This window comes from Catonella sp., from assembly GCF_057250765.1.
This window is the reverse complement of the sequence record NZ_DBHIEC010000030.1, coordinates 1-18904: the sequence shown is the minus strand read 5'-3', so window position 1 is coordinate 18904 and position 18904 is coordinate 1. Positions and strand designations below refer to the sequence as shown.

Sequence of the window (18904 nt, the reverse complement as noted above, 5' to 3'; positions counted from 1 at the left end):
TAATTCTTCATGTGTCAATGGCTCAGTATAGTCATTTTTTACATTATTCCATCTGTCTTCATTTAATTTTATATAGTTGTTCATAGCTGGTCTCCTATCGATATTTACAATCGGCTAAGTGGTCATTTACAATCCCGATAGACTGCAGGAAAGAATACGTGATGACCGGGCCTACAAAACTGATGCCACGTTTTTTCATGTCTTTGCTCAGTCGAATAGAAACATCAGACTCTACAGGTATTTCTGAGAGTTCTTTCCAATGCCTGTCGATTTGCTGTCCGCCTGTAAAGCTCCAAAGATATGCATCAAAGGAGCCAAACTCATTCTGTATCTTCTGTACTGCCAGTGCATTCTTGCGGACGCTGAAGATCTTGTTGCGATTTCGTATAAGGCCTGTATCGGTCATTAAAGCCGTAAGTTCTTCATCTGTCATAACTGCACAGGCATCAATTTTGAAATTGTGAAATGCGCTGCGGTAATTCTCCCGCTTATGCATTACCGTTGCCCAGGAAAGCCCGACACTTGCCCCTTCAAGGCACAGCATCTCAAATTCAAAATCATCATCATGATTAATCTTGCACCACTCATGGTCATGGTATTCTTCAAGTACCGGATCACCTTTCGTCCAAATTCGACACTGACTGCTCATTGCATGTCCTTTCTCATATACTCAATTTTATAATTTGTCTCGCTCCCCGCCACTAGTGATGGCAGTGAGATTCCTTCTTTTTCTATTTCCAAATTTCAATTTTTGACTTCAAAGTTCACTTTTTTATATTTTTGGTTCTTACTATTCGGCTTATCAGGTATCGTCATTTCGATTTTTCCTGCATTAAGCAAAGGCTTAATATATCTTTCCGAAAAGTTTCTTCTGCCGGTCAGCCCCATAAACTCTTGCATTTCTTTCCTGCTGCGAGGTATGGAGCAAAATTGAATAAGATCTTGTATCGTGGCTTGCTCCTTATCTTGTTCCTTTACTTGCTCCTTATCTTGTTCCCTTGAATCAAGTTCTGTAGACGGCCCTACTGTTGCCGTTGCCGCCTCGGAAAGGGGAATCACTGTCGTAAAAACATCTGCTTCCGTAAAGGTTGGCTCCCCGCCGGAATACATCTTTGTGTACTTATAGCTGTTTCGCATACCGCTTCCCAGCTCGTCAGCAAGGCCGATCTCCCTGAACACTTTTGCTATCGGCGGATTCTTTGCGAATGGCCTGAAAGTTTTCAGATTCAGGTTTCCGTGCCCATGCGCAAGGTTGGCATTTTCTGTTTTGATCTTATCCCGTTCAATAACAAGCTTCGGTATATATCCGCTGGAAAAATCACGATGCATAAGCAGATTTGAGATAATCTCACGCAGGATTTTGTCTCTGGCACTTACCCTCTGGATGCCATCCAGAGTGAATACATCATTTAGATGCTTCTTCCCAAATTCCATCAGACGATCATAGCTTTCAATCAGGTTTGTGATCACCACATCTCTGTCATCATAACGATCAACATTGAACACTCTGAAAATAGCATCTGTCTTATGCTGAGGTAACACGGACATAATACGGTTATCTGTGCCGAAGAGTAAGATTGCCGCAAGTGTGATACCTTCTTTGTTTGTTTCCGGATCCTCAAGTATTAGTCCGCAGCTTCTGAGCATCTCCTCATCCGTCATGTCAACCCACGGATGGTGCTCAGTATTCACTCTCGTCATTCTCCTTGCCCGATCCATAAGATCATGGCGAAGGCTTGAAACCGGGATGGCAGGGTAGACCTTATTCACAAAATAGGTGCTTTGCTTACGGGCATAAAGGTTGAAAACCATGTCCGCATTATCTGTAATATCGATGTCAGACTCATTATTACGGTCAAATATTCTGCCTGCATTGCGATAAACGGTTTTTCCAACCGGGACATAGACGTAAAGAACAATACGCCCATCAATCTCATATTCCTCTGGAGTCAGATAGAGCGGCGGGTACATTTTGCTCTCATTGTTGATCGTCGTAACAAAATTTTTCTTCATCTGCTCGACGCAGTCCTTATCAACACCGAGAATCGTGCCGTTATCTTTTACACCAAAGAAAATATGACCGCCATCTCGATTGGAAAAAGAGCAAACGGTATCGTAGACATCTTTCGTGATATCCGTAGTCGATTTTTTGAATTCGACGGTCAGTCCTTCACCCTGACGAATCAAGTTCATCAAATTTTCAGGGAGTATCATATAACTCACCCCTTTCGATTATTCACTTATCAATTCCATTAGGCAAAATGGAATCAACCTCGTTCTCCTTAAAAGTCTGTTCTTCTTCCTTTTGCAAAGCCTTCTGCGCAGCCCTGTAGCTTTTCTTATCAGTTGCAGGATAATTACTATTGACCTCTGAAACTTTATCCCAAAGAACATCTCTCCTTTTTTGTATTTCACTATCTTCAAGCACTTCAAAATCGACTAATAAGGAAACATACCCTTCTCGAATACCCCACAATGCATTTGCTGCGTTTCTATGCTGACTTACTCATACGCCGCATGATGAGCCGCAGGCCGTCTGGTGTAGGACACGTCATCCAATACGGACAACTGCTCTAATATGAAATCCAAGTATTCTTTGCTTGATGCCATATAACAATTCCTCCAACATCTAACTCGGCAACTTAACATAGTGACATCTATCAAGACAACTCAACTCTCACACTTTTCGAGCTGGATTGTCCTTGGATAAATTGCCGCAGAGCGTTCCGCTTACCCGGTGCCAAATTTGCCCGATTGCCTGAAAACCGCGGTATACTTATGCTTTCGCGGCTATTCCCATTCGACCCTTGACAGCAGACAGACCGTCTCCACATGCAGCGTCTCCGGGAACATATCGCAGAGACAGACCTTCTTCACCCTATATCCTGCCTCCTCAAACTCAGGGATGTCCCTTACCAGGCTGGTTGGCTTGCAGGCTATGTAAACTATATCCTTTACTCCGTAAGATAATACCCTCTTTAGAGCCTTAGGAGATACACCGTCTCTTGGAGGGTCAAGAATGATGAAATCAGGCTTTTCCTTCACTTCATCCAGTACCTTAAATACATCACCTGCCAAAAACTCCGTATTAGTAAGTCCGTTTAACTTTGCATTTTCATTGGCTGCGGTTACAGCCTCTTCCACTATTTCTATACCTATAACCTTTTTTGCCACAGGAGAAATAATCTGTCCTATGGTGCCTGTTCCACTGTAGAGGTCATAGACCACATTTCCCTCATTGTTACCCACATACTCCCTTACCTTGCTGTAGAGCACCTCAGCACCGAGAGAATTGGTCTGAAAAAATGAAAATGTGGTTATCTTAAACTTAAGCCCCAGAAGCTCCTCATTTATGTAATCCCTGCCATAGAGAATTTCCTGTCTTTCTGCCTTCACATCATCTGAAACTTCATCATTTACAAGGTGGATAATACCAGTTATCTCCCCTTCTAAACCAACCTTCCTTAGTTTCTCCGCCATCTCTACCAAGATGTCCTTCTCTGCCTGACTCTGTTCTCTCTTTTCATACACTGCATTAGGAGAAGCCAAAAATTCCTTCAGACTCTCCATTTCCATGGCTGTTTTTTCGTCCTTTGTGATAAAGTCTGATGAAGTCTCAAGGGCAACCAGGATTTCACCTGTCTTAGATGCCCTTCTTACAAGCAAATGCCTGAGATACCCTCTGTGCATTGCCTTATTATAAAATGAGATTTCTGCTTCATTAAAATGCTCGAATACACATCTTAATATCTTGTTAAAATCATCATTAACTATCTTGCAGTCATCTGTAAATAAAATATCGTGAAAATGCCCACGCTTGTGAAGACCAAGTGACATTGGTCCTCCCTTATAGCTGTCCCCAAAGGCATACTCCATCTTATTTCTGGTTTCCCACTCTGTGGGGCTTCCAAGTATTTTCTCATACTCATAATCACTGCTAATTACCCTGTCAAGCATCTTCTTTACCTGTGAACTTTTTAGCTTTAGCTGCTCCTCATAAGGCAGGGTATGATATGAACAGCCTCCACAAAGTCCATAGTTCTTACAGGCAGGCTCCCTGGTCTCTGTAGGTGCTTTTTCTATTACTTCTTCTATACGAGCCTCGTACTTATCATTTCTTCGTTTCCCAACCCTGTATCTAACCTTCTGTCCTTCGATTCCGCCCTTAAGTACAACCTTTCTTTCATCGTCTGTAAGCAGGATTATCCCCTTATCCGGAAAATCTACATAGCTTATTACTCCTTCGCCAGTCTCACCTTTTTTCAAAATTTATCTCCTCTTGGCTTATACATTTATCGTTATCAGTATCATTTAATACCACATTCTATCAAATAACTAAATACCTATTTTGCTCAATCTCAGTAAAAATACGTTAATTCACTATTTTCAGTATTACCTGCTAAATACTTCCACTGAGTGCGCATAAAAGATAATAAATCAACTTTTACACCTATACCATATAACTTAGCCAATTTCTTCTATGTTACATAGTGCAATCTCCTGTAACCCTCTATCATACAGAGAAGTCAGACAGAGATTGCCATTAATATTATGCAGTTTATGCTTTGACATCCCTTTTGGAAAACCTATGTCAAAGTATTCTCCATTACTTAGGGAGAATACTCTTTGTTTCCCTTTCCACTCATCGCTCTTAAATAATGGAGTCAATATCACATAGTCTGAGTCTGTAAATACCCCGTTTACACCGCCTTTTTTCTCTGGATTTTTCAAGTTATCCGATTCAATATACTTTTCGATTACCCTTCCCTTGTCTGAGATCTTAGCAAGTGCATAGTAGTCTAAGCCCCATTTATTGACAGATGTTGTGCTTTCTCCTGAAGTAAAGGCATAGATTTCATTGTTAAGTATTTTCAAGGAGTCTATTTTAGGCATTTCTTCATTACTTTCATCATGATTTGTAAATCCCTGTTTATCAATTTCCAAAAAGCTCTTCCACTTGGCTTTTCTCCCCTTAAAATCAATATCTAACAAAGCAAAACACCTTGATAAGTCATAATATACCTTATTCTCAAAGCAAACCGGTATGAGAGTGCTGTCGGATACGACCTGAAAAGGCCTCTGCTCAGCCTTTTCAGGCACAATCTTTCCTGAAAATAAGGAGCCATTTTTGATTGGTATGACCGTAGGAGAAGAGAAATCTCCGGTGTAGTACAGAAGCTCATTCTCAGGCTTTACTATGCCAAATCCTTCTCCGCACCTAAAAAACACAGGATAATTTCTCCTGCTGCCTGTGTAATCAAAGGCAGCAACCTTTCTAATACCCTGTGATGAAAGCTCAAGAACACAGTATTTACGATAGTTTTCAACCTCAGATATAAGCACCAATGCCCTGCCACCACTTAATATTCCACAACTATGGACAAATGTATATTCACCGTTTGTATCCCATTTTTCTATAAGATTTAGTTTTAGTTTCTCCATTACCTCACTCCCATTGACTCTCATACATTTTCATTACTTACATATACATATTGACATCAAAGCAATGTCCTATACAGCCTCCATTATGCCACAAGAATTAAATTCATTCAATATCAGGGTGAATTGTTAGTGTATAATTTGTTATTTGAAAAAGTAAGTTCCAGTCTGAGCTTGAATTTAAATATTGATTTCATTCTTTCAAGGTTACAAATTGTGACCTTGGACATTGCAAAGTTATTCAATTACGATTCAAGAAAATCGTCCATTAACAAAAAGTCTCTGATTCCAACGTAGTAAATCCCATACTCATCGTATCTTGGCACTATATTATCTCTAACAATAATAATTTTCTTAAAAGAATCGTCAATTCGTTTTAGAGAGTTTCTTTCCTGTTCTTTCTTCTCCTCACTGTTTATAGCAAAAGCTGATTGAATATAATATCTGAGATTTCCTCTGTTAATAACAAAATCAACCTCTAATTGTACTCTTGTTGTTTTTCCCTCCACATTTGGAAAATATTCCACAACACCCACATCAACATTAAATCCTCTTCTTAACAAGTCATTGTAAATGATATTTTCCATAATATGCGTTTCTTCAACTTGTCTAAAATTCAATCTTGCATTTCTAAGACCAATATCAGCAAAATAGTATTTAAGTGGTGTAGAAAAGTATTTTGAACCTTTAATATCGTATCTTTTAGCAGCATACAAAACATAGGCTTCTTCAAAATATGTTAAATACTTTGAAATAGTATTATTTGATATATTTATCTTTTTTTCCGAAGCATATCTATTAGATAGCTTAAGTGGATTTGTAAGTGAGCCTACTGCTGATGATACAAAATCTAGTAAAACTTCTAATGCTTCCTCACTATTTTTTATCTTCTTTCGATCTATGATATCCTTAATATATGTTTCCTCAAATAATCCTTTCAAATATCTGCTCTTTTCTTCAAAGGTGTCCATTTCTAGTACAAATGGCATTCCACCGCAAAGTACATAATCTTCCCAGGCTTTATCTTTATCCTCGTAACAGCTACTCATCTCAGCAAATGATAAAGGATAAACATGTATTTCATCTCCCCTATCTCTAAATTGTGTCAAAATGTCTTTAGAAAGCATTTTTGAATTACTTCCGGTAACATATATATCAAGATTTTTTCGTTTCATAAGTGAAAGTAATGTATCAACAAAAGTAATCTTTTCATCCTCATCATCAATATATGGATTTTTTACCGACCTTGAAAATTGTATCTCGTCAATAAAAATATAATATCTTTTATCACTAGTTATCTTATTTTTTATATATTCATTGAGCTTAAACGGATCTCTATACCCACTATTTTCGATATCATCGAGAGCCATTTCAATAATTTGGTTTTCAGCTATACAATTTTTCAATAAATAATTCTTGTATAGTTCAAACAACAAATATGACTTACCACACCTTCTGATACCTGTGATGATTTTAATTCTTCCGTTATCCTTTTTCTTAATTAGTTCATCTAAATATTGCTTTCTTTCTATAATCATATCCCACGCCTCTTTTCTGCGAATAATTTATATATTTTGCCACGTTTTTTATTTGTATATATTTTATCACAGTTAAAGAGTAATCGCAATCATAAGGAATAATTTTCGTGGCATAATATGTTTTTTATTCCATCTTATAGTTTTGATCTTTGATATCTCATTTTTCTCCATTACCTCACTCCCATTAACTCTCACACATTTTCATTACTTACATATACGTATTGACATCAAAGCAACGTCCTATACAGCCTTCATTATGCCATTATAATTAATATCTATCAATATTAGCTTAGAATTATTCGCTCTTTACTTTGTCCTTGTAAAGTGTTAAAATGGACATGTCTTATAAATCAACTGCGATTATCTGATTTTCCTTTGCGCAAATTATGATATTTCCAGGAGATTTGTTAAAATATGAATCAAAATACTCGGTTGCCTTGCCTATAGTTAAATATTACTTTTTATATGAGAATGCAACTGATAAATAATTGAGGATAACGAAATGAAAGATAAGCTAAAAACACCAGCTATGGACTACTTCTTTGATGCAGTCCTCACACTTAAAAGCAGGGAAGAATGTTATAATTTTTTTGAAGATGTCTGTACCATAAATGAACTTTTTACCATATCTCAGAGACTTATGGTAGCTAAGATGCTAACTGAGGGAAAGACCTATATAGAAATATCAGAGGTAACAGGGGCTTCCACCGCAACCATAAGCCGTGTTAACCGTTCCTTGGAATATGGCAATGACGGCTACAGCATAGCTATGGAGAGGATAGAATCTGAAACTATAAAGGAATAATCTCGCTAGTTTTTTCAAACGAAAAGCCGGCAAAACAAGAAAGATACATATGTATAATGGGTTATACTTAAACTATACCCATTACCTGCATTTTCTTGACACCGGCTTTTTTCATTATATATTCTGCCATCTAGCACATTTCAATAAATCATCCACATCTTTTATTTCGTCAAATCATAAGGCGTGTTCTGGTAGATATAATAGTTCATCCAATTAGTATAAAGCGTGTTGGCATGTGCCCTCCATGACAGAACAGGCCTCTTTGCAGGATTGTCTTCAGGATAATAATTCTTAGGAAGCTCGATAGGAAGCCCCTTAGACTTATCCCTCTTGTATTCCGCATCAAGTGTCATTCTGTCATACTCGGGATGCCCCATAACAAAGATACGTTTTCCGTCCTTTGTCATAAAGAGAAATACCCCTGCTTCTTCTGACTCTGCAAGTATCACAAGGTCATCATTCTTTACAATGTCCTCTCTCTTAACCCCTGTATGCCTTGAATGAGGTGCATAGAAATAATCATCAAACCCTCTTATTAGCGGCTCTTTCCTGTTATAAACCTTATGTGGATATATGCCAAAAAGCTTGTCCTCAAACTGGTACTTATCAGCTCCATAATAATGGTACATTCCTGCCATTGCCGCCCAACACAGATGAAGAGTTGAGGTCACATGAGTCTTTGCCCAGTCCATAATCTCACAGATTTCTTTCCAGTAAGCAACTTCCTCATAGGCCAAGGTTTCAACCGGAGCCCCTGTAATGATGAGACCGTCATATTTTTTATTCTCAATCTCTGAAAATGTCACATAGAATTCATCCAAATGGCTTGTTGGGGTATTCTTCCCTACATAACTTTCAGTTGTTAAAAATGTAACATTTACCTGAAGAGGAGTATTGGAAAGAGCCCTCATCAGCTGAACTTCCGTATCCTCCTTAAGAGGCATCAGATTTAGTATAAGTATTTTAAGTGGGCGAATATCCTGAGACATAGCCCTGTTTTCATCCATTATAAATATATTTTCATCTTCCAGTATCTTCTTTGCCGGAAAATTATTTTTTACCTTAATCGGCATTACTACCTCCTACAAGCTCCAAAAACTCGTTCTCGCTTATAATCTTGATTCCAAGTTCCTTTGCCTTTTTGTTCTTACCTGAGTTAGATGTAAGGTCATTATTTATAAGATAATCAGTCTTACCGGTAACCGAACCCGTTACCTTTCCGCCCTTACTCTCAATAAAGTCAGACAGCTCTCTACGGTTCTTGAACTTCTCCACATCACCTGTAACTACAAAGGTAAGTCCCGAAATCGTATTACCACCTTCACTGCTGCCCTCATCATTCGCATTTGCTTCAGCATTTTCAATATGCACCTCTCGGAGAAGATGTTCCAAAGTCCTAAGGTTCTCATCCTTATTAAAATAATCTGCAAATACTCCTGCCATGACCTCGCCTACACCGTCTATCTTGGTGAGCTCATCAGGCTTTGCCTTTGTTATCCTCTCTATATCATTATCAAAGAATCTGCATATAAGCTTGGCAGTTGCTAATCCGATATTAGCAATTCCAAGGCTGTAAAGCACTCTTACCGCAGTAGTTTCTCTTGCCTTGTCTATACTCTCTATGAGGTTGTTGTAAGATTTCTCGCCAAATCCCTCTAATGAAACTATCTTTTCTCTATGGTACTTAAGCTTAAATACATCACTTAGCTCATGTATCATATTTTCTCCTACAAACTTCTCCAAGGTCATCTCTGAAAGTCCTGCTATATTCATAGCATCCCTGCTTACAAAATGCGTAAGGAGCTTTATCTTCTTCGCCATGCAGTCAGGATTGGTACAGTAGAGCGTCTGTACTCCTTCCTCATCCTTAAGCTCAGTCCTTCCTCCACATACAGGGCAGAACTCAGGTACCTCTTCAGCATCACTTCCAGTTAGGTTTTCTAATATCTGTGGAATTATCATATTGGCTTTATATACCTTAATCTTGTCTCCCACACCAAGCTTTAGCCCTCTCATTATGCTTACATTATGGACACTCGCCCTTGTTACTGTAGTGCCTTCAAGTTCTACAGGATCAAAGATGGCTACAGGATTGATGAGACCTGTCCTTGAGGCAGACCATTCTATCTCACGAAGAGTCGTTTCAGCAGTCTCATCCTTCCACTTAAATGCTATGGAATGTCTTGGAAACTTCGAAGTTTTCCCAAGACTGTTGCCGTATGCTATGTCATTAAACTGAAGTACCAAACCGTCAGATGGGATATCATAGCTTTTTATTCTCTTTTCATAAGTCCTTACCTCTGCTTCGAGGCTGTCTCTAGTTACAAGAGGATGGTCAACTACAGTAAAGCCAAGACTTTCAAGGTAATTAAGCTCTTCCACCCTTGTCTTAAATTTCTCTCCGCCCTCTAAGTCCTCATATACAATAAAGTTTACATTTCTTCTTGCAGTAACCTCTGTAGATAACTGTCTAACTGAGCCACTGCAGAGGTTTCTTGGATTCTTATATTTTTCAGCTACATCAGTGATTTCATCATTTATCCTATTAAAGTCCGAATACTTGATTATAGCCTCTCCACGCACCATGAGACTGCCTTTATAAGGGATTACTAGAGGAATATTTTCAAAAAACCTTGCATTTTCGGTAACAACCTCTCCTATTTCTCCGTTACCTCTTGTCAGAGCCTCAACAAGCTCACCATTTTCATAGGTTAGTACTATGGTTAGCCCGTCTAACTTCCACATGAGGATTCCCTCCTTATCTCCGAGGAATGATTCAAGTTCAGACACTTCTTTAGTCTTGGCAAGGGAAAGTCTTGGCTCCTTATGAGCTTTCTTAGGAAGGGAGCTAAGTACCTCATAACCCACCTTTTTTGTAAGGCTTCCTGCAAGCACTATGCCTGTTTCTTTTTCAAGACTTTCAAGTTCGTCATAGAGCTTATCATACTCGGCATTACTCATAATCTCTGCACTTTCAGCATAATAAGCCTTTGCTGCCTTATCAAGTACTTCTATCAGCTCTTTCATCCTCTGTTTTTTAGCATTTATATCCATATCTACCTCAATCCCTTTACAAGCTCATTGTATTCTTCTTCAGTAACATTTCTGTATGTACCAGGCTTTAGATTACCAAGCTTTATATTCATTATCCTTATTCTTTTAAGCTTAACTACCTTGTAGCCAAAATACTCACACATCCTTCTTATCTGCCTGTTAAGGCCCTGTGTAAGAACGATATTAAATGACATTTTACCTGTACGCTTTAGTTTACACTTTCTTGTTACAGTGTCAAGAATAGGTACTCCTTCTGACATTTTTTTAAGAAATTCATCGTCAAATGGCTTATCTACTTCTACTTTGTATTCCTTTTCGTGGTAATTTCTCGCCTTCATTATCTTATTAGAAAGGTCTCCGTCATTGCTAAGAAGAATGAGTCCTTCTGAGTCCTTATCAAGCCTACCCACAGGGAAAATCCGCTCAGGATGGTTGATGTATTCTACTATATTTACATCCTTTGATTTTGGATCCTTTGTAGTGCAGACTATACCTCTTGGCTTATTGAAAGCTATAAGGACTTTTTTTGCACTTCCCACGATTATGTTCTCATCTACCTGAACTTCATCACCTTCGCTTACTACAGAGCCTAAGAGGGCATGGCTTCCATTTATCGACACCCTGCCCTCTGCAATTAGCTTGTCTGCCTCTCTTCTGGAGCAAACACCAGCTTCACTTAAATATTTATTTATCCTAATTGATTCCATAATCACCTATGCTATCCGAACCATAATTACTTCTTTTTACTCTTCTTACTTTTTGTGTTCTTTTTACTGCTTTCTGACTTTTTACCTGACTTTTCTTTCTTCTGCTTGGTACTCTTTGCATCATCCTTACCGTCTGATACTTTTATCTCTTCATTACTTCCTGCTTCTCTATTCTGTAGCTTAGAAAAGAAGTCAGCAAGCTTATTATCACTTTTAATTTCGCGTGCAAACTGAGTATTGACATCTGAAAGCAGGGCACTCACATCATCTCTTTTAATATCTTCATCAATGATTTTCTGAACTTCATCGGGTAAAGGCGATAGGATTATCTTATAATCACCACCCTCATCAGCCCTTACATAGAAGCCGTCAATACTGGAAGCAGTGGTATCTATGCCCTTTATCTTAATTTCAGTCTTCGCATAGACCATTTTTGCACTCTCCTCAGGACCATCTATAGTGTAGCAATCATCCAGCTTGATACTTTCAAAGTTTTTCATTATCTTAGGCAATTCTTCTATGCCTGCATAGTTTACATTGTCAACCAGCTTTGTTATTTCAGCCTTATCTACCTTAAGCCTGGCCTCGAGATACTCCTCTACCAGCTTATTTACCTCAGGATAAGCATTTTTCATAAGGATGCTGATACCCGCTGCATTACTACTGTTATCTGTATTCTTTGTCTCCTCATTTGATGCGGAAGATGTAGATGCACTACTACCCACCCCCAAAGCAACTCCAGACGAGCTATTGCTCCCTGTTGCATGGGAGGACTCATTATCTACTACTGATGTAGTATCCCTTACAACCCCAGTCGCACTTTCAGTGCCTGTAGCTACAGATTTTTTAGTTGTAAATACAACCATACCAAGCAGCATAATAGAAAAGCTTGCACTAATAATTATCTTTTTATATTTAAAACGCATAATTAACCTCACTTAAGCTAAAATCGTACCCTATCATTATACTATTTTTAAGTATTTAATTCAAGGAATCATACGAATACTGCTTAAGTTTCTACTTCTTTTTTCTGAAAAATTCAGCTAAAGGGTTGATTGTCCTTGCTGTTTCTAGTATATTTCCCTGTTCATTTTCAAGAAATTCCCTGAATTCATCAAGTTCTTCGTCTGAAAATCCTATATTCTTTATAAAAGTTAGGCCCGGTATGATTGCCTCAGCCTCTCTCTTATCTTCTTCATCTATAAAGCTTATGAATATCTTCTGTCTCCCATCCTGCTTTATTACAGGAGAAACAACCACTTTTATATTATCCATATATCCTCCACGACTAATCATATTATATTTGCAATTATATCATGTTTATATTACAATTAGATATAAAACTCGTGCAAAATTCGTGGTTGCCAAACCATAGTATACACTGTATAATGGACTTAAATATAGAATGTTTCAGAGAGGGATGTAGCCGTATGACAATGAATATTTCTGTTTTAGGGAAATTCAGCATTGAATATAACGGAAAGACAGTATCAGATGATATTAATCGTTCCAAAAAGATGTGGAATCTTCTTGCTTTTATTGTTATGAATCATAATTCTGCGATTACTCAGTCCAGATTTATTGATTCATTATGGTCAGATGACAACAATAACCCTGTGAATGCTCTTAAGACTCAGCTTTTTCGTACTAGGGAAATGCTTAAGCCGCTTGGACTTGAAGGTGAGGGATGTATTCTTTCAAGCAGGAGGGCGTATTCGTGGAACCCCGAGTTCGAGATAGTTCTAGACTGTGAGTTATTTGAAGGGCTTATTCAGGATGCGGAAAATGCATCACTCTCGAGAGAAGAAAAGATAAGCAGGTATATGGAAGCCCTCAAGCTGTATCAGGGGGATTTCATACCTAAGCTGGCAGGAGAGGTTTGGACCATTCCTATAAGTGCAAGGTATCACAGCATGTACCTTGAGGCTGTGAAAAGCCTTTGTGAGCTATTAGAAGAAAACAATGATTTTGATGCAATTATAAAGGTAATTCATAAAGCTATAGAAATAGACAACCTTGATGAAAAGCTTCACTGCCTGCTTATACTTGCATATATAAGGTGTGACCGCTACAAGGATGCTCTTGACCACTATGATAATGCTACTAATATGCTTTATAGATGCCTTGGTGTCAATCCATCAGACGAGCTTAGAACACTTTATAGCCAGATAATGGATACACAAAAGGCTATGGAGACCGACCTTGCTATAATCCAAGAGCAACTTATGGAGAATTCTTCAGATGAAGGAGCATTCTTTTGCGAATATGGTTATTTTGTAAAAACTTATCAGTTAACCAAGAGGAGACTTGAGCGTCTAGGTCTTTCTACCTATCTCTGCCTCTTAACCCTTCAGGCAGACAGTGCCAAAGCACTTGACTTTGCTAAGCTTGATGACTATATGTCAAAGGTTCTTGGCATACTTAAGGTAAGCCTTAGAACCGGAGATGTTGTAGCTAAATATAGTGGAGCACAGTACATCCTCATGTTATCCTGTGTGAATTTTGAAAATGCTGATATTGTTATGAACAGAATTCTTGCAAGATACAAAAAAAGGCATAGAACCGATAGAGTTACACTTTCCTACAAGATTAAAGAGATATAAACAGGTATTTATTTTCTTTAGCGTCTATATTATATCAAAATATTAGCCCTTAGATATGACGGATGTTTGCCTTAAAGGTATACTCCCACCGTATCTAAGGGCTTTTTTAGAATCTAAGTATTGTCTCGGTTGCCGATGTCAGCTTATCTGCAATACAAACAATAACAGCCTCCCTGCACTTAGGAATCTTTGTTACTGTAAGAGGCCACATATGGCTCCTAATTATATTCTCTTCCTTTTCGTCAATTCCAAAGTCACGCTTAGCATTTGCAGCCGCATAACTAGGGTGCATAAATCCATGCAACTTGAAAAATTCCTTTAGATTTTTGATTTTGGCTTTCTTTTTATGCCAATCGTATAAAAAATAGTCGTGTAAAAATGCTCCTCTTATCAATGCTCTCTCATCTGACTTAAGCTTGAACATCTTATTAATTCTATAACTCATTGCAGCCACCCTAAAACAGTGGTCATAGGTAGTTATCTTACCATGCTGGATAAATGTCCTCATCCTAAGCACATGTTCGTGCTCATTTATCCCATCAAGGAGTCTTGTTACTTCAGCCTTTATGACTTCATTATGTTTCATAGCTATTCTTCCTTTTATTTCCCACTACCGGCAACAAACCAATAGTTTCCTTAACTCTGCCTGCTATTTGAGCCGCTCCCTTTGACCTGAACTGTTTCATACTTCTTAGCGCATGCTGCTGAGCTTTACTCATCGTAGACGTATATTCTTTCACCTTGTCAGATGTAAGTTTCTCGTACTCTTCCCACTTTTCTGTAATAAGCTGTCTCTTTTCCTCTATCACCTGATAAGAAGCCTCCATTCTGCGGTCGAATTCTGCACCCATTTCCTCCATTTTCTTAACAAGCTCTGTAAGTCCTGATACGGTAAGTGCCAAATCTGCGCCAAGTACAGCAATCAACATCATTGCTATTCCTTCAATTACCAACGGAGGAACATCTACAAACAGTCCAAATACAGCTGGAGATATATATTTTACCACAAATATACCTGCTATGCCAAATCCAATTGATGCAGGAAGACAGATTCTACCCTGTATGTTAAATGGGACAGCACTATAGTCCCACCATACTGCGTGAAATAGCTTTTCAAGCACATAAGAAGTCACAAACTCAATCACCGCACTACCTAACATACATATAAGAAATATCTGCCACAGCCTGGCTTCACCATTCTTAAATATCTCATTAAATATCAGAGTGGCAACTACTGCCCCTGTTCCATATATCGGACAAATAGGTCCAAATAAGAACCCCCTATTATCCCAATGATGAGTACGTATGGTACAATATATACTCTCATATATCCAGCCCATAAAGCTAAATATAATAAAACATATAAAATATAAACCTAATGCCATCTATCCCTCCTATTTATGGTTTACCTACAAAACCTCTTAGATCACTCTGATTTCTGTTGGCAAATTCAATTCCTATAATAGGATTACCACTCTTGTCAAAGCCATTAAATGTGTAACCCGAAATTATTTCAACATGGTATACATTTCTATATCTTCCATTATTTACAAAACCTTCCATAAAGAAAAGGTCACCCGGTTCAAACATCATATTCCTTATATTCGCATCCGAAAGTCCGCCTTCTACTATCTTTTTATTCTGGTCATAGTACTTTCCCATTGCTGCTGCTGTCGGAGCGTAATTGGTGCTCATTATGTTAAAGCCAAACTTATTGTAAGCTCTCCACGCAAGTGCGCTGCAGTCATAATAGCCCTCTTCCATTCTTCTTGACTGGCTGTATTTGCTTCTTAAAGAATAAGCTCTAGCCCATTCTACCACATTTTTACGAAGTTCTGAAGTCACAGAAACCACGCATCCAAAAGTCTTACCGTTAACTTTGGCAGTAATCAATGTATTTCCCTTTGATTTTCCTATTATTCTTCCACTGGAATCAACTTCTGCAACGGCTGGATTCGCTGAACTCCATACAGTATTCCCCGTTCCCTCACCTCTTATTCTAAGCTGGTGGGAGCCTCCCTCAGCCAATACAATCGAAGTAGATGACATTTCATTGTCGATAATATTTACATCCAAATTAAACTTCTTGCCATTGATATCTACTGTAAGTGTACTTACTCCCGGATTGTAAACATCTATTGAAAGCACATTTTTTTCAAGATAGGCTGCCACCTTCATATTAGGGTTTGAACTGACAACACTAACATTAGCATTGGTAGTCTCACTTAGCTCAATCCTGCTGTTAACATCCACCTTAAAGCTTGTAACCTCATTGTCAAATGCACCTATTTTAGTCCTTTTAGCTGCTAGTCTGTTCTGTGTAAGCGTTGCTGAGGAAACGTCAGCAAGAGTCTTTTGTACTGATGAAGGTGTTGCAATAATATTGTTATTTACTACAGTACTGTTGTTACTGGTACTATTTCCGCCGTTATTATTACTATTATTATTGTCTTTACCGATATTAGTATTATTATTGGCAGTATTGCCCTGCCCTCTACTGTTTCCGACATTCGTGCTTGACTTTTTCTCTGAAACATTATTTACTTTTGCTACTACTTTCTTTTCTATAATAAGCTTATACTCTGCCATAAAAAACAGGTTTCCCTGCCTATCCATACCGGAGATGGCAACAGTTGCAAGCCCCTTTTTATTAACCCAGTATTTTCCATTGCCAAACTGGAAAAGGTTCTTTCCATTTTCAGGTGAATAATAAAAATACGACTTCTTCCCTTTTTTGTATTTATCCTGAGGAACAAAAGTTATAAAATCATCCTCTTTTATGCGGATTTCCTTAGAATCATCATTGTTTACCTTTATTACTCTATTTGCTGCCATAGCTGAAACTTTGGTATAACTATTTATAGCTGTAAAAAAGATAAATGCTAATGATAGTTTTACAGCCAATTTAATTATTTTATGCATCTGATATCCCTTTCATAATGCTTATAATCTGTTACGAAGTTAAGTTTCAATACCCATCCTTGTAAACTTCACAACGTTCTTACAGTATAACATAGATTTGTGTCATTTTTATATAGATTTTTAGTTTTTTATCTTAAAATAACAAAAAAAGGATGCCAGGTGACATCCTTCAGTGTTTGTGTGTTGTGTGTTAATATTCCTATTACTTTCTGAGTCCTAAACGAGCGATAAGCTTACGATATCCCTCAAGGTCCTTCTTCTGATAATAAGCAAGAAGTCTTCTTCTTGCACCAACCATCTTAAGAAGACCTCTTCTTGAATGATGATCCTTTGCATTAACAGAAAGATGTGCGTTAAGCTCTGCGATTCTCTCAGTAAGGATAGCTATCTGAACCTCAGGTGAACCTGTATCTCCAGGTGTTCTGCCATATTCCTTAATAAGTTCGGCTTTTTTCTCTTTTGTTATCATATTATTCTCCTTTCATTGATTCGCTGTCGCCAAGTATAAGGTCGGAGTATCCATATACTGCGCGGCAGTATTCTTTGTGTTTGCACACTTAGGTTATTCTATCATAAATTATTAAATAAGTAAAGCATAATTTTACTTAAGTTCTACAACGGGTATGAGCATATCAGCCTTTAAGATGTGGTTTACCAGCCAATCTAGGAGGAAATTCAAGAGTTCGGTAAGATATTCATCCTGATTTTCATCCACATCATCAAGATTAATATTTTCAATTTTCTCTACAAACATAGAATGCGCCCTCTTCTGGTCTTCAAGCCCCTTATAGTTGATGCTCTCCATATACTTTTCTTCGTCTGCAAAATGCACCTTAGTATATTCCACAAGCTCTCCAAGCACATTACTAATCTGGTCAAATTTATCATAAAGAAAGTCGTTATGCATCACATCGTTTGCCTCTTTGATGATTTCAAAAAGCCTTTTATGTTCATCATCAATAAAACTAACTCCAACCAGATATTTACTTGTAAATGCAAATGGATCTGCGCTTTCTTCTTCAACATTTTCGTTAGAAGCCTTATTTTCAGATACAATAACAGGCTTGCTAATAAGAGTATCCTTACTCACAATATGGCTGTACAGCCACTTAATCATAAATCTAATCACTTCGTCAAGCTTTGCCTTTGCAGTCTCATCTACCACACTGTCAACTTCACTTTTGATTACCTGTAGTTTATCAGAGAACCATTTATGCTCATTTTTCTGTACCTCAAGCTCTCTGTCTACTATTTCAGTCATGTAGTCTTCTTCTTCCTTAAAACCACTACCAGAATACTGTTCTAAACAGGCTATTACCTTTTTTAACTTCTCTAAATCGCTATCTGAAGCTTCCTTCTTAAGAGCATAGTTCAATATTTCAAAATATTCAATTCTGTATTTATCAATACTAACCGCACCAACAAAACAATCCTTAGTAAAATTAAACATCATTCCTCCCTGAATATACGAATAATAAATTCTTTTGCAGGCAAATTGCAATTTATTTAATACTTTTCGCATATATGCGACAATATATATATCGTATACATTGACCATTTAATGAACCCGCTAATTGCATATCGCATAATTATAATCAATTAAATATTTTACGTCAACTAATAGTAATTCTACTTTGCAGGAAAATTATCTGCAGATGTTCATATAAACGACAACTGTATATACACCATATAGTTGTAGCTCAGAGATTTTTTATGTTATAAAGAATTCTAAAAATTCCTATAACATAAAAAAAAGAACACCCCTAGGTGTCCTTTTTTATATATATCTTCAAAACTGCAACCGAATCAACATCTTTCCTTTTTCTTTGGTCAAGC

General features: G+C 37.7%; 17 protein-coding genes and 1 pseudogene. 2 read left to right on the top strand and 16 right to left on the bottom strand.

Annotated features, from left to right (window positions below; genetic code table 11):
* Nucleotides 1–94: 94 nt before the first annotated feature.
* The 6 genes and pseudogenes from ACO6HM_RS11850 to ACO6HM_RS11825 form a co-directional block, all read right to left on the bottom strand.
* Nucleotides 95–649 carry a DNA-3-methyladenine glycosylase I gene (locus ACO6HM_RS11850; protein WP_485391237.1) on the bottom strand — a complete coding sequence of 185 codons (555 nt, stop codon included), beginning with the start codon at nucleotides 647–649 and terminating at the stop codon, nucleotides 95–97.
* A gap of 95 nt (nucleotides 650–744) precedes the next feature.
* Nucleotides 745–2214 carry an RNA-binding domain-containing protein gene (locus ACO6HM_RS11845; protein ID WP_485391236.1) on the bottom strand — a complete coding sequence of 490 codons (1470 nt, stop codon included), beginning with the start codon at nucleotides 2212–2214 and terminating at the stop codon, nucleotides 745–747.
* Between the two features lie 22 nt (nucleotides 2215–2236).
* Nucleotides 2237–2491 (bottom strand): annotated as a pseudogene (locus ACO6HM_RS11840) (hypothetical protein); the annotation flags it as partial.
* A 299-nt stretch (nucleotides 2492–2790) separates the two neighbouring features.
* A complete protein-coding gene (locus ACO6HM_RS11835; protein ID WP_485391235.1) occupies nucleotides 2791–4266 on the bottom strand; it encodes a class I SAM-dependent RNA methyltransferase in 1476 nt (491 codons plus the stop codon).
* Between the two features lie 198 nt (nucleotides 4267–4464).
* Nucleotides 4465–5442, bottom strand: a complete 978-nt coding sequence (locus ACO6HM_RS11830) for a hypothetical protein (RefSeq protein WP_485391234.1) — start codon at nucleotides 5440–5442, stop codon at nucleotides 4465–4467.
* A gap of 242 nt (nucleotides 5443–5684) precedes the next feature.
* Entirely contained in the window at nucleotides 5685–6977 is a 1293-nt protein-coding gene (locus ACO6HM_RS11825) for an ATP-binding protein (protein ID WP_485391233.1), read from the bottom strand.
* 502 nt (nucleotides 6978–7479) lie between these two features.
* On the opposite strand from ACO6HM_RS11825, the gene ACO6HM_RS11820 reads away from it, so the two are divergent.
* The gene (locus ACO6HM_RS11820) at nucleotides 7480–7782 is read left to right on the top strand and encodes a YerC/YecD family TrpR-related protein (RefSeq protein ID WP_485391232.1); all 303 of its coding nucleotides are present in this window, start codon (nucleotides 7480–7482) and stop codon (nucleotides 7780–7782) included.
* 161 nt (nucleotides 7783–7943) lie between these two features.
* Here the strand turns inward: ACO6HM_RS11820 and metA are convergent, their stop codons facing one another.
* The 5 genes from metA to ACO6HM_RS11795 form a co-directional block, all read right to left on the bottom strand.
* Complete coding sequence (gene metA / locus ACO6HM_RS11815; protein WP_485391231.1) at nucleotides 7944–8855, bottom strand: homoserine O-acetyltransferase MetA; 912 nt, start codon at nucleotides 8853–8855, stop codon at nucleotides 7944–7946.
* Nucleotides 8845–10830, bottom strand: coding sequence for an NAD-dependent DNA ligase LigA (ligA, locus tag ACO6HM_RS11810; RefSeq protein WP_485391238.1), 1986 nt, complete (start codon nucleotides 10828–10830; stop codon nucleotides 8845–8847). Before ligA ends, metA begins: the two co-directional genes overlap by 11 nt.
* A gap of 8 nt (nucleotides 10831–10838) precedes the next feature.
* Nucleotides 10839–11543 carry a pseudouridine synthase gene (locus ACO6HM_RS11805; protein WP_485391230.1) on the bottom strand — a complete coding sequence of 235 codons (705 nt, stop codon included), beginning with the start codon at nucleotides 11541–11543 and terminating at the stop codon, nucleotides 10839–10841.
* A 26-nt stretch (nucleotides 11544–11569) separates the two neighbouring features.
* Nucleotides 11570–12469 (bottom strand): hypothetical protein, encoded by a 900-nt coding sequence (locus ACO6HM_RS11800; RefSeq protein ID WP_485391229.1) that lies wholly within the window; start codon nucleotides 12467–12469, stop codon nucleotides 11570–11572.
* A 91-nt stretch (nucleotides 12470–12560) separates the two neighbouring features.
* A complete protein-coding gene (locus ACO6HM_RS11795) occupies nucleotides 12561–12818 on the bottom strand; it encodes a hypothetical protein (RefSeq protein ID WP_485391228.1) in 258 nt (85 codons plus the stop codon).
* Nucleotides 12819–12973: 155 nt separating this feature from the next.
* Here ACO6HM_RS11795 and ACO6HM_RS11790 point away from each other — a divergent pair, with 155 nt between their 5' ends.
* Entirely contained in the window at nucleotides 12974–14146 is a 1173-nt protein-coding gene (locus ACO6HM_RS11790) for a BTAD domain-containing putative transcriptional regulator (RefSeq protein ID WP_485391227.1), read from the top strand.
* 106 nt (nucleotides 14147–14252) lie between these two features.
* Here ACO6HM_RS11790 and ACO6HM_RS11785 read toward each other — a convergent pair whose 3' ends face one another.
* From ACO6HM_RS11785 to ACO6HM_RS11765, 5 genes are all read right to left on the bottom strand, one after another.
* Complete coding sequence (locus tag ACO6HM_RS11785) at nucleotides 14253–14732, bottom strand: HD domain-containing protein (RefSeq protein ID WP_485391226.1); 480 nt, start codon at nucleotides 14730–14732, stop codon at nucleotides 14253–14255.
* Entirely contained in the window at nucleotides 14722–15531 is an 810-nt protein-coding gene (locus ACO6HM_RS11780; protein ID WP_485391225.1) for a putative ABC transporter permease, read from the bottom strand. Before ACO6HM_RS11780 ends, ACO6HM_RS11785 begins: the two co-directional genes overlap by 11 nt.
* Before the next feature lie 13 nt (nucleotides 15532–15544).
* Entirely contained in the window at nucleotides 15545–17068 is a 1524-nt protein-coding gene (locus tag ACO6HM_RS11775; RefSeq protein WP_485391224.1) for an Ig-like domain-containing protein, read from the bottom strand.
* A 202-nt stretch (nucleotides 17069–17270) separates the two neighbouring features.
* Nucleotides 17271–17537: a 30S ribosomal protein S15 gene (rpsO, locus tag ACO6HM_RS11770; protein WP_208428392.1), complete on the bottom strand. Its 267-nt coding sequence runs from the start codon at nucleotides 17535–17537 to the stop codon at nucleotides 17271–17273.
* Nucleotides 17538–17669: 132 nt separating this feature from the next.
* On the bottom strand, nucleotides 17670–18518 hold the full coding sequence (locus ACO6HM_RS11765) for a bacteriohemerythrin (RefSeq protein ID WP_485391223.1): 849 nt from the start codon (nucleotides 18516–18518) through the stop codon (nucleotides 17670–17672).
* Between the last annotated feature and the right edge of the window lie 386 nt (nucleotides 18519–18904).